This is a genomic window from Actinoplanes sp. NPDC049548 (genome assembly GCF_040676695.1).
Taxonomy (GTDB): domain Bacteria; phylum Actinomycetota; class Actinomycetes; order Mycobacteriales; family Micromonosporaceae; genus Actinoplanes.
On sequence record NZ_JBFAPM010000003.1, the window covers coordinates 73,946 to 89,029 of the forward strand.

15 protein-coding genes are annotated in these 15,084 nt (G+C 74.4%); 8 read left to right on the top strand and 7 right to left on the bottom strand.

Annotated elements, in window-relative coordinates; translation table 11 throughout:
* Positions 1 to 162: 162 nt before the first annotated feature.
* A complete protein-coding gene (locus AB0J80_RS07495; protein WP_364701458.1) occupies positions 163 to 435 on the top strand; it encodes a hypothetical protein in 273 nt (90 codons plus the stop codon).
* A 59-nt stretch (positions 436 to 494) separates the two neighbouring features.
* On the opposite strand, the gene AB0J80_RS07500 is transcribed toward AB0J80_RS07495, so the two are convergent.
* Genes AB0J80_RS07500 through hisI form a run of 3 tightly spaced genes read right to left on the bottom strand, consistent with a single transcriptional unit; the run spans position 495 to position 2,967 of the window.
* Positions 495 to 1,037 (bottom strand): Trp biosynthesis-associated membrane protein, encoded by a 543-nt coding sequence (locus AB0J80_RS07500; protein WP_364701460.1) that lies wholly within the window; start codon positions 1,035 to 1,037, stop codon positions 495 to 497.
* Positions 1,034 to 2,575 (bottom strand): anthranilate synthase component I, encoded by a 1,542-nt coding sequence (locus tag AB0J80_RS07505; protein ID WP_364701462.1) that lies wholly within the window; start codon positions 2,573 to 2,575, stop codon positions 1,034 to 1,036. The genes AB0J80_RS07500 and AB0J80_RS07505 overlap by 4 nt, the downstream gene beginning before the upstream one ends.
* Positions 2,572 to 2,967: a phosphoribosyl-AMP cyclohydrolase gene (gene hisI, locus AB0J80_RS07510; protein ID WP_364701464.1), complete on the bottom strand. Its 396-nt coding sequence runs from the start codon at positions 2,965 to 2,967 to the stop codon at positions 2,572 to 2,574. The genes AB0J80_RS07505 and hisI overlap by 4 nt, the downstream gene beginning before the upstream one ends.
* Positions 2,968 to 3,151: 184 nt before the next feature.
* Here hisI and AB0J80_RS07515 point away from each other — a divergent pair, with 184 nt between their 5' ends.
* The 4 genes from AB0J80_RS07515 (at position 3,152) to AB0J80_RS07530 (ending at position 6,734) form a co-directional block, all read left to right on the top strand.
* A complete protein-coding gene (locus AB0J80_RS07515; protein WP_364701466.1) occupies positions 3,152 to 4,528 on the top strand; it encodes a hypothetical protein in 1,377 nt (458 codons plus the stop codon).
* A 123-nt stretch (positions 4,529 to 4,651) separates the two neighbouring features.
* Positions 4,652 to 5,377: an ABC transporter ATP-binding protein gene (locus AB0J80_RS07520; RefSeq protein WP_364701468.1), complete on the top strand. Its 726-nt coding sequence runs from the start codon at positions 4,652 to 4,654 to the stop codon at positions 5,375 to 5,377.
* Entirely contained in the window at positions 5,374 to 6,111 is a 738-nt protein-coding gene (locus tag AB0J80_RS07525) for an ABC transporter permease (RefSeq protein ID WP_364701470.1), read from the top strand. The genes AB0J80_RS07520 and AB0J80_RS07525 overlap by 4 nt, the downstream gene beginning before the upstream one ends.
* Before the next feature lie 20 nt (positions 6,112 to 6,131).
* A complete protein-coding gene (locus tag AB0J80_RS07530) occupies positions 6,132 to 6,734 on the top strand; it encodes a TetR family transcriptional regulator (RefSeq protein ID WP_364701472.1) in 603 nt (200 codons plus the stop codon).
* On the opposite strand, the gene AB0J80_RS07535 is transcribed toward AB0J80_RS07530, so the two are convergent.
* Complete coding sequence (locus AB0J80_RS07535; RefSeq protein WP_364701474.1) at positions 6,701 to 7,453, bottom strand: DUF2470 domain-containing protein; 753 nt, start codon at positions 7,451 to 7,453, stop codon at positions 6,701 to 6,703. The two genes, AB0J80_RS07530 and AB0J80_RS07535, sit on opposite strands and share 34 nt — an antisense overlap.
* Positions 7,454 to 7,537: 84 nt before the next feature.
* Between AB0J80_RS07535 and rpsD the strand changes: the two genes are divergently transcribed.
* Positions 7,538 to 8,146, top strand: coding sequence for a 30S ribosomal protein S4 (rpsD, locus tag AB0J80_RS07540; protein WP_364701476.1), 609 nt, complete (start codon positions 7,538 to 7,540; stop codon positions 8,144 to 8,146).
* 3 nt (positions 8,147 to 8,149) lie between these two features.
* Here the strand turns inward: rpsD and AB0J80_RS07545 are convergent, their stop codons facing one another.
* Both AB0J80_RS07545 and AB0J80_RS07550 read right to left on the bottom strand, forming a co-directional pair.
* Positions 8,150 to 9,922, bottom strand: coding sequence for an ABC transporter ATP-binding protein (locus AB0J80_RS07545; RefSeq protein ID WP_364701478.1), 1,773 nt, complete (start codon positions 9,920 to 9,922; stop codon positions 8,150 to 8,152).
* Positions 9,919 to 11,691 carry an ABC transporter ATP-binding protein gene (locus tag AB0J80_RS07550; RefSeq protein ID WP_364701480.1) on the bottom strand — a complete coding sequence of 591 codons (1,773 nt, stop codon included), beginning with the start codon at positions 11,689 to 11,691 and terminating at the stop codon, positions 9,919 to 9,921. Before AB0J80_RS07550 ends, AB0J80_RS07545 begins: the two co-directional genes overlap by 4 nt.
* A 139-nt stretch (positions 11,692 to 11,830) precedes the next feature.
* Here AB0J80_RS07550 and AB0J80_RS07555 point away from each other — a divergent pair, with 139 nt between their 5' ends.
* On the top strand, positions 11,831 to 12,448 hold the full coding sequence (locus AB0J80_RS07555; RefSeq protein WP_364701482.1) for a TIGR03085 family metal-binding protein: 618 nt from the start codon (positions 11,831 to 11,833) through the stop codon (positions 12,446 to 12,448).
* 68 nt (positions 12,449 to 12,516) lie between these two features.
* Positions 12,517 to 13,791, top strand: a complete 1,275-nt coding sequence (locus tag AB0J80_RS07560) for an amino acid permease (protein WP_364701484.1) — start codon at positions 12,517 to 12,519, stop codon at positions 13,789 to 13,791.
* On the opposite strand, the gene AB0J80_RS07565 is transcribed toward AB0J80_RS07560, so the two are convergent.
* Complete coding sequence (locus tag AB0J80_RS07565; RefSeq protein ID WP_364701486.1) at positions 13,686 to 15,080, bottom strand: PLP-dependent aminotransferase family protein; 1,395 nt, start codon at positions 15,078 to 15,080, stop codon at positions 13,686 to 13,688. The genes AB0J80_RS07560 and AB0J80_RS07565 overlap by 106 nt on opposite strands.
* Between the last annotated feature and the right edge of the window lie 4 nt (positions 15,081 to 15,084).

A 15,084-nucleotide genomic window follows, 5' to 3' on the forward strand; every position in this document is an offset into this window, starting at 1 on the left:
TCTCGCGACTAGCTGGGACCCCCTGGATGATCGGCTGATACCCCTTCGTGTTGACGGCCGCGTCACCGTTCGGAAATACGACTCCGGCAGCATGGGACTCGGGCAAACTGGTCGGCGGCGTCCCCGCACGCCGGCCCGCGCGCGAGCACTGTGGAGGTGACCATGGCCAGCGACGACAGCGGCTTCGCCGCCGTTTCCCGCGCCGTCGTCTCGTACGCCGCCGATCTGATCGCCGGCGTGGAGCGGGTGGTCGTCGGGGAGGACAACGTGCGGACCGCCCAGGGGAACGCCTGGGCAGCTCTGTGCGCAGACCGGGCGCGGGCGCAGGCCCGCGCCGACATGGACGCGATGGTGGCGGCGCTGGCCGCCCAGCCTCGGCGCCGGAATGCCGGGGCGGCGGGTCGCCCGGACGGCGCTCTTGTGACCAGCCGCTGAACCGTCCCGATTTCGGGGGCGCACCAAGGCCGACCAACCCGGGGGGCCGGGGATCAGGATCAGCGCGCGGTCGGGTCGTCGCCCCGGTCGAGTGCGTCCCAGACCGCTCTCGTGTCCGCCCGGTCCTCGTTCTGGGCCGGCGTGGTCGCCGGGCGGCGTTCGTAGCGTGCCCCCATCCCCGGCCATTCGTGACCGTGCCGGACGGCCTGCCAGCCGCCGGCCACGATCAGGAGCCCGCCCAGCACGCAGGCGACCGGCCAGAGCGTGCCGCCGGCTCCGGCCGCGCCGATGTCGAGACCGGCCCGGCCGAGGCCCGCGGCGACCGCCAGGCCCGCGCCGGCCGCCGCCAGCAGGGCGCCGAGGACGCGGCGGGCCGTTCCGCGGGTGGCGAGCAGGGCGCCGCCCCCGGCCAGCGCGACCAGCGCGAGGCCGGTCACCCACGGCGCCAGGTCGGTGCCGGTGCGGGCCGTGCGCAGCTCCGGCAGGCCCGGGCGGGCGGTGACCGTGACCGCCCAGGTCCGGGTGATGCCGTAGAGCGCGAGGCCGGCACCCGCCACGCAGCACAGGACCGTCACGCCGAGCCTGCGGGCCGGCGTGGTCACCGCGCCGCGCGCAGGGTCTCGGCGGCGGCGATCGCTGCCAGGACCGCTGCGGCCTTGTTGCGGGTCTCCTGCTCCTCGGCGGCCGGGTCGGAGTCGGCCACGATGCCGGCGCCGGCGCCCACGTACGCCGTGCCGCCGCGCATCAGGGCCGTGCGGATCGCGATCGCCATGTCCATGTCTCCGGCGAAGCCGAAGTAGCCGACCGTGCCTCCGTACAGGCCTCGACGGGTCGGTTCGAGGCTTTCGATGATCTCCATGGCGCGGACCTTGGGGGCTCCGGAGAGGGTTCCGGCCGGGAAGGTCGCGGCGAGCGCGTCGAAGGCCGTGCGGTCGTCGCGGAGCTCGCCGACGACCGTGGAGACGATGTGCATGACGTGGCTGTACCGCTCGATGCGGGCGAAGTCGGGCACCTCGACCGTGCCGGCCCGGCAGACCCGGCCCAGGTCGTTGCGGCCGAGGTCGACGAGCATGACGTGCTCCGAGCGTTCCTTCGGGTCGGCGAGGAGCTCCGCGGCGAGGGCGTTGTCCTGCTCCGGCGTCGCGCCTCGCCAGCGGGTGCCGGCGATGGGATGCAGCAGGGCCCGGCGTACGCCGCTCTCGGCCGCGCTGACCTTGAGGTGGGCCTCCGGGGACGAGCCGACGATGTCGAAGTCGTCGAAGCGCAGCAGATACATGTACGGGCTGGGGTTCGTCGCCCGCAGCACCCGGTAGACGTCGAGGGGGTCGGCGTCGGTGGCGCGTTCGAAGCGCTGGGCGACGACGATCTGGAAGCATTCGCCGGCCCGGATCGCCTCCTTGGCCGTCTCCACCGCCTTCTGGTAGTCGCCGGCCGCGGTGCGGCTGACCACGTCGCCGGCCGGTACGCGCTCCACCGTGGAGATCATCGGCGGGGTGGGCCGGGACAGGGCGGTGGTCATCGCGTCGAGCCGGCCCACCGCCTGGTGGTACGCGGCCCGCGCCGTGTCGGGGTCGGCGCCGTCGGGCAGGACCGCGTTGGCGACCAGGATCGCCGAGCCGTCGTAGTGGTCGAGCACCACGAGGTCGGTGGCGAGCATCATGCCCAGCTCGGGCAGGGGCACATCGTCCGCGGCCGTGGCGGGCAGGCGCTCGAACCGGCGGACCAGGTCGTAGCTCAGGTAGCCGACCATGCCTCCGGTGAGCGGGGGCAGCTCGTCACCGAGGTCCCCGTCGTCCGGGGCGGCGAGTGCCGCGACCGTCTCCCGCAGGGCGGCGACCGGGTCCCCGCTCAGCGGTACGCCGCCCGGCGGGCTGCCCAGCCAGGCCGCCTCGCCGTCGCGTTCGACCAGCGTGGCGACGCTGCGTACCCCGACGAACGAGTAGCGCGACCACGCGGCGGATCCCGCGCCCTGCTCCGCCGACTCGAGCAGGAAGGTGCCCGGGCCGCCCGCGAGCTTGCGGTAGACGCCGATCGGGGTCTCGCCGTCGGCGAGCAGCCGGCGGGTCACCGGGACCACGCGCCGCCGCGCTGCCTGAGCGACGAAGGTCTCCTCGCCGGGCGTCACGGCACCGCTGGTCATGCGTCCTCCTCGGGCCGGGTGACGGTCAGCTCGTCGCTGAAGCAGGTGTGCGTACCCGTGTGGCAGGCGGCGCCGACCTGGTCCACGGTGACCAGCAGGGCGTCGCCGTCGCAGTCCAGGGCGACGGACCGGACGTACTGGTGGTGCCCGGAGGTGGCGCCCTTCACCCAGTACTCCTTGCGGCTGCGCGACCAGTAGGTGGCGCGCCCGGTGGTGAGGGTGCGGTGCAGCGCCTCGTCGTCCATCCAGGCGAGCATCAGGACGTCGCCGGTGTCGTGCTCGCGCACGATCGCGGCGACCAGTCCGTCGGCGCTGCGGCGCAGGCGGGCGGCGACGGCGGGGTCGAGGGCGGACGGCCGGGCGGGCTGCTGGGAGAGGTCTGCGGCGGGCACAGTGCCAGATTGTCTCGCATGCCGCCGAACGGCCACGGCCTGTACCCGCCCTTTAGCCCACGATCCGGTCACGGACCCGCACAGGGGGTGTGACAGGTGAGGCGGGGACGGTACCGTCGTCGTGCCCCGCGCCCGCCCGGACGTCCGGACGGGTCGTGCCGCCACCGTGACGGGAGTCTCGAAGATGGAGCCGACGGCCAACCCCGAGGACGGGCGGCAGTCGCGCGGTCCCGGCCGCTTCTGGCCGGCCTCCGGCGCCGACCGCGCCGCCGACGACCAGGCCGACACCGCCGACGAGTCCGGCAGCGACGACGAAGCGAACGGCGAGCGGGCGGCCGCCGACCAGGCGGAGGGTGCACCGACCTCCTACGCTGCTGCCCGGCCGCACCCGGCGCTGACCGACGACACGAAGCTGGTCGCGCTCGGCTCGCGGCGCCCCGCGGACGCACTGCTGGGCGGCACCACCAACGGACTGCGCTGGACGAACCAGGGAGGCTTCCCACCCGTGGAGACCAACGGGCACCGCAACGGAGAGACCGGGCCGCGCCACGGCGGCGCGCCGCAGAACGGGCAGTCGCCGCTGATCAACGGCGGGCTGCCGCACTCGCTCTCGCCGTTCGGGCCGCCACCCGAGACCCCGCCGCTGTACGCACCGTCGCCGTTCGCGACCGCGGGCAACCCGCCGGTGCCGGAGCAGCCGATCGACCCGCTCACCCCGCCGCAGGCCGGGCCCGAGCTGCCCGGCGACGCGTTCCCGGGCGGGCGTCCGGTGAGCGGCCAGCCCGCCGCCTCGGGATCGGCTCAGGTGCCGCTGCCGCCCTCGACCCGCCCGTCCGGCGCCCGGCCGGTGTCGGGTGCGCCCGGCGCCGATCGACCGGCCCAGGCCGCCGAGTCGGAGCCGCCGGCTCACGACGCCTGGGCGCCCCCGGCGCACCGCGGCGCGACCGCGGGCAGCGCTTCGATCCCCGGCGCGAACGCGCCGCTCGAGCCCTTCCCGGGCGGGAATGCCTTCGCTCTCGGCCAGTCCCCGCCGGGTGCCGATCCGGCTCGCGCGGGTGAGCTCGGGTGGGGCCGGGACGGCAACCCCGCGACCGCGTTCCGCACCGATCCGCTGGACCCCGCGCCGGCCTCGCCCGGCGGCGGGCGGCGCAGCCGGGCCGAGGAGCGGAGCCCGCACCTCGACGAGGCGCGGGCCGCGGGAGAAGAGGAGACCCCGGGCGGGCGGCGCGCGGCCCGGCAGACCGGCGAGGTCGCGTCCGCGCAGCCGCTGCGCCCCGGCGACCTGGACCACAGCCCGATCTCGTTCTGGGACGAGGCCGGCGCCGAGCGGCTGCGCACCGAGTGGCACGAGGTCAAGGCACAGTTCGTGGACGATCCGGTGGCCGCGCTGACCCGGGCCCACGACCTGCTCACCGAGGCGGTGCAGGAGCTGACCGAGTCGATGCTGGCCGAGCGCGACCAGCTCGACCCGTTGCGCGGCACCGACACCCCCGACACCGAGAGCATGCGCATGGCGATGCGCGGCTACCGCGAGTTCCTGGACCGCATCCTGGGTCTGTAGCTCCGCGCGTCTTCAAGGCCGCGATCCCGCTGAGGCGGGGTCGCGGCCTTTTGCATGTTGTCCCCGCCCAAGAATTCATCTACTGTTGAACTCAACAGTTGATGAGTTTCTGCGGGAGGCACCATGACCAGCGCCATCGAGGTCCGCGACCTCGTGGTCGAGCGGGGAAGGCGACGGGTCCTGCACGGGCTCTCCTTCGCCGTCCCGGCCGGCAGCGTCACCGGGCTGCTCGGGCCCAGCGGCAGCGGGAAGACGACGCTCATCCGGGCGATCGTCGGCGTCCAGATCGTGCGGTCCGGCACGGTGACCGTGCTCGGGCAGCCGGCCGGTGCCGCGCCCCTGCGGCACACCGTCGGCTACGTCACCCAGGCCCCCAGCGTCTACGCCGACCTGTCCGTGCGGGAGAACGCCCGGTACTTCGCGTCCCTGCACGGGCTGTCGGCCGCCGACGCGGAGCGGGCCGTCGCCGACGTCGGCCTGGCAGACGCCGCCGGGCAGCTCGTCGGCAACCTCTCCGGCGGGCAGCGCAGCCGCGCGTCGCTGGCCTGCGCACTGATCGGTAGACCACGGCTGCTGGTGCTCGACGAGCCGACCGTCGGACAGGACCCGGTGCTGCGCGCCGACCTGTGGGCGAGGTTCCACGCCCTCGCCGCCGACGGCACCACCCTGCTGGTCTCCAGCCACGTCATGGACGAGGCCGGGCGCTGCGACCGGCTGCTGCTCATCCGGGAGGGCCGGCTGATCGGCGACGACTCCCCCGCCGCCATCCGCGCGGCGGCCGGGACCGAGGACCTGGAGGAGGCGTTCCTGCGCCTGATCCGCGACCGCGAGGAGGTCGGGGCACGATGAACCTGCGGATCACGTTCAGCACGGCGGGCCGGATCCTGCGGCAGCTGCGCCACGATCGGCGTACCGTCGCGCTGTTGATCGTCGTTCCCGCGGCGCTGCTGACGCTGCTCTATTTCATGTACGAGAACGCCGGCCCGACGTTCGACCGGATCGCGCTCGTGATGCTCGGGGTCTTCCCGTTCGTCACGATGTTCCTGGTGACCAGCATCGCCATGCTGCGGGAGCGGACCACGGGCACGCTCGAGCGGCTGCTGACCACGCCCCTGGGCAAGCTCGACCTGCTGTTCGGCTACGGCATCGCCTTCGGCCTGGCCGCGGCGCTGCAGGCCGCGGTGGCGGTCGGGGCGGCGTACTGGCTGCTCGGGCTCGACACCGTGGGCAACGCCGGGCTGGTGGTGCTCATCGCGGTGGTCAATGCCGTGCTGGGCGTCGCGCTGGGGCTGTTGTGCAGCGCCTTCGCCCGTACGGAGTTCCAGGCCGTACAGTTCCTACCGGTGGTGGTCGTGCCGCAGCTGCTGCTCTGCGGGCTGTTCGTGCCGCGGGGGCAGATGGCGGGCTGGCTGCAGGCGGTCAGTGACGTCTTCCCGCTGTCATACGCGGTGGACGCCCTCGCGCAGGTCGGCCGGCACGCCGACCCGACGACGACGATGTGGTGGGACCTGGCGGTCGTGACCGCCGCGGCGATCGCGGCGCTCGTGCTCGCGGCCGCCACGCTGCGGCGACGGACCGGCTGAGACGACGGGGGAGATCTTCTTTGGTACGGCGCAGCGGGCGGCGTCCGGGCAACCAGGACACCAAGCAGTCCATCCTGGAGGCCGCCCGCACCATCTTCGCCGAGCGGGGCTTCGACAAGGCGTCGATCCGCGCCATCGCCGGGGACGCCGGGGTCGACCCGGCGCTCGTGCACCACTACTTCGGCACCAAGGAGAAGCTCTTCCTGGCCGCCATGAACTCCCCGGTCGATCCCGCCGAGCTGGTGCCCAGGGCACTGGACGGGCCCCGCGAGGAGGCCGGCGTACGGCTCGTGCGGCTGGTGCTGAGCGTGTGGGACTCCCCCGCCGGAGCCGCGGCCGTGGCCCTCATGCGCTCCGCGATGAGCAACGAGTGGACCGCCCGGCTGATGCGGGAGTTCGTGGTGACCCAGGTGCTGCGCCGGGCCGTGGCCGAGCTGGGCATCGACGAGAAGGAGGCGCCCGCGCGGGCGGCCCTCGTCGCGACGCAGATCGCCGGCCTGGCCGTGGTCCGGTACGTGCTCAAGGTCGAACCGGTGGCGTCGGCCGACCCCGACCAGCTGGTGGCCGCGGTGGGTCCCGCCGTGCAGCGCTACCTGACGGACGAGCTGCCGGGGGTGTTCTGAACGCACCGGTTGCACAGCACCGGGTGCAGCAGGTGGGCGAGGTCGTGGCGGTCGGCGACCGGGCGGGGGAACGAGAGCCGGGCGAGGCGGGCACCGATGCGCACCAGGAAGCCGTAGCGGTCGAGGCGGACGACGCGCGGCTCGTCGCCGGGGCGCGCGGCCGGACCGAGCCGGCGGCGCACGTAGCCGGCCATCTCGTCGACGTGGTGATCGGCGAGGTCGGCGATGAGGTCGAACTCCATGGTGTGCAGCGGGTCGGGGCTCGCCTCGGCGTACTCGTCGGGGTCGACGTCGACGAGTACGCCGTTGCGCTCGTAGCGCACCTCGGCCACGTCCATACGGTGGATGACCTGGGTGGTGCCCACGTCGAGCAGGTCGGCGGCCGGGTCGGTGTCGGCGTAGTCGAGCGCCGCCTGCCGCGCCTCGTCGCCGGTGAGCAGCGCGGCCCAGCCGGCCACCCAGATGCGGCCCAGGGAGGGAGCCCCGGCGACCGGGGGCACGTCGGGGATGTCGAGGACCAGGGCCGTGTCGTCGGTGTCCGGTGCCGGGCGCAGGGCGGCGGCGAGCGCGCCGTCGCGGGGCGAGAGCAGGAGCACCCGGCCCTGGGCGTCGGTCACGTGCCGCACCGGCTGCGGGCCCGGGCGGCAGGCGATGTGCGCGGTGGCGGGCAGGTGACCGGCCGCGAGCGTGCGCGCGACCTCGGCATGGGTGGGCTGCATGTCAAGAACCTCCGGGCACCGGTTAGGCTAACCTTAGTTAGGCGAGGCTAACCGTAGCATCCCGTACCGAAGGAAGAATCGCCCGTGAACAACTCCCGTCCCAAGGCCCGGCTGTCGCGGGCACTCGGCATCCCGCTGACGCGCAAGTGCGTCAAGTACTTCGAGCGGCGCCCGTTCCCGCCCGGCGTGCACGGCCGGGGCCGGCGCAAGCAGTCGGACTACCAGGTACGCCTGCTCGAGAAGCAGCGGTTGCGGCACCAGTACAACGTCAGCGAGGCGCAGATGCGCAGGGCGTACGACGACGCGCACCGGGGCGAGGGCAAGACGGGCGAGAACATGGTCGCCCTGCTCGAGAGCCGTCTCGACGCCACCGTGCAGCGCGCCGGCCTGGCCCGCACCATCTACCAGGCCCGTCAGCTCGTCGCCCACGGCCACTTCACCGTGGACGGCAAGAAGGTGGACCGCCCGTCGTACCGGCTCAAGCCCGGCCAGGTCGTCGAGGTGCGCGAGAGCAGCCGGCAGAAGCCGCCGTTCCATATCGCGGCCACCGGCGCCCACCTCGACGGGCCGACCGCGCCGTACCTGTCGACGGTCATCGAGGAGCTGCGCACCACCGTCATCCGCAAGCCGCTGCGCGCCGAGGTCCCGGTGATCTGCGACGAGCAGCTGGTCGTCGAGTTCTACGCGCGCTGAGGCTCAGCGCGTCTGCTCCAACCAGCTCGCGTAGAGCTTGGCGTAGATGGACTCCGGGTCGCGCAGCAGGTCCGCATGCGGGCCGCGTTGCACGACCCGGCCCGCGTCGACCACGATCACCTCGTCGGCCGACTCGGCGGTGGACAGCCGGTGCGCGATCGCCACCGTCGTCCGCCCCCGGGTGACGGTGTCGAGGGCGCGCTGCAGGCGTACCTCGGTGGCCGGGTCGACCGCGCTGGTCGCCTCGTCGAGCACGAGCAGGTCGGGATCCGCCACGTACGCCCGTACCAGAGCGACCAGCTGCCGCTCCCCCACGCTGAGCGACTCCCCGCGCTCGCCGACCGGGGTGTCCAGGCCGCGCGGCAAGCCGGCGAGCCAGTCCGCCAGCCCCAGCTCGGCGAAGGCGGTCTCCAGCTCGCCGTCGGTGAGGGCGGGCCGGGCGAAGCGGATGTTCTCGGCCACGGTCGCGTCGAAGAGGAACCCGTCCTGCGGCACCATCACGACACGCGAGCGCAGCGACTCGAACCGCACGGCGGTCAGCGGCGTCCCGCCGAGCAGCACCTCGCCGCCGGCCGGGTCCATGAGCCGGATCAGCAGCTTCGCGAAGGTCGTCTTGCCGCTGCCGGTCTCCCCCACCACCGCGACCCTGGTCCGTGCCGGAATCTCGAGATCCACCCCGGAGAGGACGACCGGCCCGCCCGGATAGCGGTACGACACGTCGCGGAAGCGCACCGACAGCGGCCCCGGCGGCAGCGCCACCCCGTCGGTGCCCGGGTCGGCGACGTCCGGCCGGATGTCGAGCACGTCCAGCACCCGGCGCCAGCCCGCCACCGCGTTCTGCGCCTCGTTGAGCACCTCGGTGGCGATCTGCACCGGCTGGATGAAGAGTGTCACCAGGAACAGGAACGCGGTGAGCCGGCCGACGCTCAGCCCACCGTCCACGCCGAGCAGCACGCCGACCACGACGACCGCGGCCAGCGCCACCCCGGCCGCCAGCTCACCGGTGGAGAAGCTGGTGACGCTGGTCCGCAGGGCCCGTTGCTGGGCCACGCGCAGGTCGTCGATGGCGGTGTCGAGCCGCTTCTCGGTGCGCCCCGCCACCCCGTACGCCCGGATCACGGTGGCCCCGACGACGCTCTCGGCGACCGCGCCCAGCATGATGCCGGTGCGCTCCCGCACCGTGCGGTAGACCCCGGCGAGGCGCTTCTGGAAGAGCCGGATGACGATGACGGCCGGCACGAACGCGGCGAACACCACCAGCGTGAGCTGCCACGAGTAGACGATCATCACCACGGTGGTGACCACGACCTGGCCGCTGGTGAGCAGCAGCATCACGCCGCCGGTCTGCAGGAACTGGGTGATCTGGTCGACGTCGCCGGTGACCCGCGAGACCAGCGAGCCGCGCCGCTCCGACTGCTGGTGCAGCATCGACAGATCGTGGATGTGCCGGAACGTGCGGGCGCGCAGGCCGGCGAGGGCGGTCTCGCTGACGGTGAACAGCCGGCGGGTCATCGCGTACCCGCAGGAGGTCGAGACGGCGAGGACCCCCAGGGTGAGCAGCACGATCAGGCCGACCGTGCCCAGGTGCGGGCCGCCGGGCGCGCGGATGCCCCGGTCGATGCCCTGCTGGATCGCGATCGGCACGGCGACCCGGCCCGCCATCGAGACGAAGGCGAGCGCCAGCGTGCCGGCGAGCCCGGGCCGCAGCTCGGGCGACAGCGCGATGCCCCGCCGCACGGTCGCGAGCGTTCCCTCTTCCACGACCGCCGTGCTCACGGGTGCACTCCCTGCTCGTACGCGGTGACCAGCGCCAGGTATCCCGGCTCGGTGGCCATGAGGTGCGGGTGCGTGCCGGTGGCGACGACCTTGCCGTCCTCCAGGTACACCACCTCGTCGGCCAGGGCGATCGTCGCCCGCCGGTAGGCCACCACGAGGATCGAGGCGCCGGCGTCGTGACCGCGCAGCGACGCCAGGATGGCCGCCTCCACGCGCGGGTCGACCGCGCTCGTGGCGTCGTCGAGCACGAGCAGCCGGGGCCGCCCGGCCAGCGCGCGGGCCAGCGTGAGCCGCTGCCGCTGCCCACCGGAGAGCGAGGTGCCGCGCTCACCGACCGCGGTGTCCAGCGCCTCGGGCAGGTTCGCCACGAACCCGTCGGCCTCCGCGAGCCGCAGCGCCGCCCACACCTCGGCGTCGCCGACGCCGTCGCGCTCCAGGGTGACGTTGCCGCGCACGGTGTCGTCGAAGACGAAGGGCACCTGGGGCACGAGCGCCGACGTCGAGGCCAGCGCCTGCTCGGTCAGCTCGGGCAGCGGGGTGCCGTCCACCGAGACGGTGCCGCTGTCGGGGTCGACCAGGCGCACGGCCAGCGACGCGATCGTCGACTTGCCGGAGCCGGTCGCGCCGACCAGCGCCACCGTGCGCCCGGCCGGGACGGTGAAGGAGACGTCGTGCAGGACCTCGGGGCCCTCGCCGTACGAGAAGTGGACCTGGTCGAAGGTGAGCGCCGCCGGACCCTGCGCGGTGGGCTCAGTCGTGCCGTAGGCGAGGTCGCCCTCGGCGGCGAGCACGGCCTGGACCCGCTCCCAGCCGGCGACGCTGCGCGGCAGCTCGGCGACCACCCAGCCGATCGCGCGCACCGGGAAGGCCAGCACGGTGAACAGGAACGCGACGCTGACCAGCTCGCCGACGCTGATGGCGCCGGTCTGCAGCCGCCACGCGCCGAGCAGGAGCACCGCCAGCGTGCCGACGCTGGGCAGGGCGTCCATCAGCGGGTCGAAGAGGCCGCGCAGCCGGCCGACGGCGATGAGCGCGTCGCGCAGCTCCGCCACGTGCACCTGGAAGCGCTGCGACTCCGCGGCCTCACGACCCATGGTCTTGACCACCAGCGCGCCGTCGAAGCTCTCGTGCGCGACCGCGCTGACCTTCGCGCGCAGCCGCTGGGCGCGGATCTGCCGGGGCGACATCCGCCGCGAGTAGACGTAGTTGAGGCCGAACAGCGCCGGGAAGAGGCAGACGCCCACCAGGGCGAGCACCCGGTCGGTGAGGAAGAGCGAGACCACCGCCGCCAGGATCATCACGATCGTGCCGACGGCGAACGGCAGCGGCGCGATCGGGACGAAGGCGGCCTCGACGTCGGAGTTGGCGTTCGACAGCAACGTGCCCGTGGCGTGCCGCTGATGCCAGGCAGGGGGCAGGGACAGGTAGCGGCGGGTCACCGCGCGCCGGTAGCGGGCCTGCAGCCGGAACTGCATGAAGCCCGCGCCGAGCCGGCGGCCGAAGATGCTCGCCACCCGCAGCACCGAGATGCCGATGAACGCGGCCGCGATCAGGCCCAGCTCGGCCGCGCCGGCCCGGTGCTCGGTGAACGCGGGCACGACCACGTGCCCGATGACCGCGCCGACGACGTACGAGTTGGCGATGACGAGCAGGCCGAACAGGCTGCTGCCGGCGGCGCCGATGGCGAAGAGGCGGGGCTCGGTGCGGATCGCGCGCCCGAGCACGCGAAGGCCGCGACCGAGCACGTCACGGCTGGCCGTCGTGGTCAATGTCCCCCGCCCTGAAGTAAGTCCCTGCCGGCCGATGCGGCCTTACCGATCCATCCTGCCGAACCGGTTGCCCGAAGCCACGGGATTTACATTGTGTCCGCTGTTACATCCGCGCGCAGCCCGGGTAGACCTGTCATTCATGGCCGGTTATGCGCGTGTCGAACGGACGCTCCTCGCGGATCTGCTGCTCGAGGTCGGGCCGGAGGCGCCGACGATGTGTACGGGCTGGACCGCCCGCGACCTCGCCGCGCACCTGGTCGTCCGCGAGCGCCGGCCGGACGCCATGATCGGCGTGCTGGTGCCGCCCCTCGCCGGCCACGGTGAGCACGTGCGCCGCGCCAAGGCCGCCCAGCCGTACGCCGAGGTGGTCGACGAGATCCGCCGGCCGCCGTGGTGGAGCCCGGTCAGCAACCCCGCCACCGACGAGCTCTTCAACACCGTCGAGTTCTTCATCCACCACGAGGACGTACGCCGGGCCCGGCCGGGCTGGGAGCCCCGCGTCCTCGACCGCGGCGAGCAGGCCGCGATCTGGAAGGCGCTGAAGCTCACCGCGCGGCTCGCCCTGCGCCGGCTCGGCCGGCCGGTCCGGGTGGAGGCGCCCGGTTTCGGCGCGTTCCAGGTCGGCGACGGCGAACCGGCCACCACGCTGCTCGGCGAGCCGGGCGAGCTGGTGCTCTTCCTCTCCGGGCGCCAGCGGGTCGCCCGCGTCGACGTGACCGGGGACGACAGCATCCGCACGGCCCGGCTGGCCATGTGAGATTGGCCCCTCCGATCAGCACGGGATTGGCCCGGACGTAGGGCCAATCCGCGCCCTACGGTGGGCCCATGCTGACCCGAGCCCAGGGCACCGCCCTCAGCGTCGGCGCCGTCCTCGGCACCGGCGTCATCTCGATGCCCGCGCTGGCCGCCCAGGTGGCCGGGCCGGCCTCCCTGGTCGCCTGGCTCGCCCTCATCCTGCTGTCCGCGCCGCTCGCCTGGACCTTCGCCGCCCTCGGCGCCCGCCACCCCGACGGCGGCGGGGTGTCCACGTACGTCCGGCTGGCCTTCGGACCGCAGGCCGCCGCCGCGGTGGGCTGGTGCTTCTCCTTCGCGGTTCCGCTGGGCGCACCGCCGGCAGTCGCCTTCGCGGGCGGGTACGTCGCCGACGTCACGGGCGGAGGCCGCGCCACGGTCGTCGCGACCTTCCTGGGCGTGCTGGCCCTCGTCGCCACCATGAACTGGTTCGGGCTGCAGATCTCCGGCCGGGTGCAGCTCTACCTCGCCGCGGCCCTGGCGGCGCTGCTGTTCGTCACCGTCGTCGCCGCGCTGCCGCACGCCCGCTGGGCCAACCTGACGCCGTTCGCCCCGCACGGCTGGTCCGGCGTCGGCGCCGCGGCGGCGATCCTGGTGTGGGGCTTCGCCGGCTGGGAGGCGGTGTCGTCGCTGTCGGGCGAGTACCGCGACCCGCGGCGCGACGTGCCCCGGGCCACCGCCGCCGCCGTGCTGGTCGTGGGCGTGCTCTACCTGGCGGTGGCCGCGGCCAGCGTGCTCGTGCTCGGTCCGGCCGTCGGGAACAGCCCGGCCCCGCTCGCCGACCTGCTCGCGGTCGGGTTCGGGGGGCCGGTGCGGGTCGTCACCGCCGTCGTCGCGGTGCTGCTGACGATCGGGGCGGTGAACGCGTACCTCGCCGGGGCGTCGCGGCTGGGGGTGGCGCTCGCCCGCGACGGTGCCCTGCCGGCCCGCCCGTTCCGCACCCCGCGCCGGTCGCTGGCCGTCGTCACGGCGGGCAGCCTCGTGTCTGTGGCGCTGCCGATCAGCCTGCACACCGCGATGCTGCTGGTGACCGGCTGCTTCACGCTGGTGTACGTCCTCGGCACCGCAGCCGCCCTCAAGCTGCTGCCCCCGGGCTGGTCCCGCCGCGGCGCCGCGCTGGCGTTCGTGGCCACCCTCGCGCTGCTGGTGCTCAACGGACCGCCCGCGTTGCTCAGCCTCGTCGTGGCGGCCGGGGCGGTGGCCTACGTCTCGCGCAGGACGCCGGCGAAGATCGCGAGTCCCTCGTCGAGCAGCGCCGGATCGATCGCGCCGAAACCGAACACGAACCCGGTCGAGTCGCTGCCGTAGTCACCGAGGTCCTCCACCGCGACCCCGCGGGCGTTCGCCGCGGCCACGACCCGGGCCGACGCCGGCGCCAGGGCCGTCACGTGGAGCCCGGCCACCGACGGGACGACCTCGAGGCCGGGGTGCCGGTGCAGCGCCGCGACGATGCGGGTGTGGCGGTCCGCGTACGCCTTGACCGCCCGGCGTACGTGCCGCGCGAGCTGCCCCTCGTCGATGAAGCGGGCGAGGGCGGCCTGCACGGCGATCTGGCCGTACCCGTCGCCGAGCTGCCGCGCCGCGGCCAGCGCCGTGCGCACCGCGGCCGGCGCGAGCACGTAGCCGGTCCGCACGCTGGGCAGCATCGTCTTGGAGAAGGTGCCGACGTGCAGCACCCGGCCGGCGTTGTCGAGGCCGTACAGCGGCTCCAGCGGGCGGGCGGAGAACCGGAACTCGGTGTCGTAGTCGTCCTCCACCACCGCGACCTGACGCCGGCCGGCCCAGTCGAGCAGCGCGTGCCGCCGGGTCAGGCTCATCGCCCGGCCCAGCGGGAACTGGTGCGACGGCGTCACGTAGACCACCCGGGCGGCCCGCGGCAGCGCGTCGACGACCAGGCCGTCGCCGTCCACGGGTACGCCCACCACCCGCGCCCCGAGCGACGTGAACAGCCGTCGCGCCGGCGGATAGCCCGGCTCCTCGACCGCCACCACCTCGCCGGGGCGCAGCAGCACCCGCCCGATCAGGTCCAGCGCGTGCTGGGTCCCGTTCGTGACGAGCACGTCGTCCGCCGCGACCCGCAGGGACCGCGAGTAGCCGAGGTAGCGGGCGATGGCCGCACGCAACGCCGGCAGGCCGAAGGGGTCGGCGTACCCGCCCGGGTCGTGGGCGCGCAGCCGCAGCTCGCCGGCCACGAACCGGCGCCACGTCTCGAACGGGAACAGCCGGGCGTCGGGGATGCCGGTGCGGAAGTCGTAGCGCGGGGCGGGCACGTCGGCGCTGGTCGGCAGCGGGGTGAAGGTCCAGCCCGCGCGGGGACGCAGGGGGTCGGCCGGGGTGCGGCGCGGGGCGGGCTGTTCGCGTACGGGCGCCACGAACGTCCCCGCACCGGTCCGGGCCACCAGGTAGCCCTCGGCCACCAGCCGCTCGTACGCCGTCGCCACACTGTTGCGCGCCACCCCGAGGTCGGCGGCGAGCACCCGGGTCGCGGGCAGCCGGTGCCCCTCGGGCAGCCGGCCGTCCTCGATCGCCTCCCGCAGCGCGCGGTAGACCCGGACCGTCTTCTCCCCGCCGCCGTCGAGGCTGATGACCAGGTCCACGCCC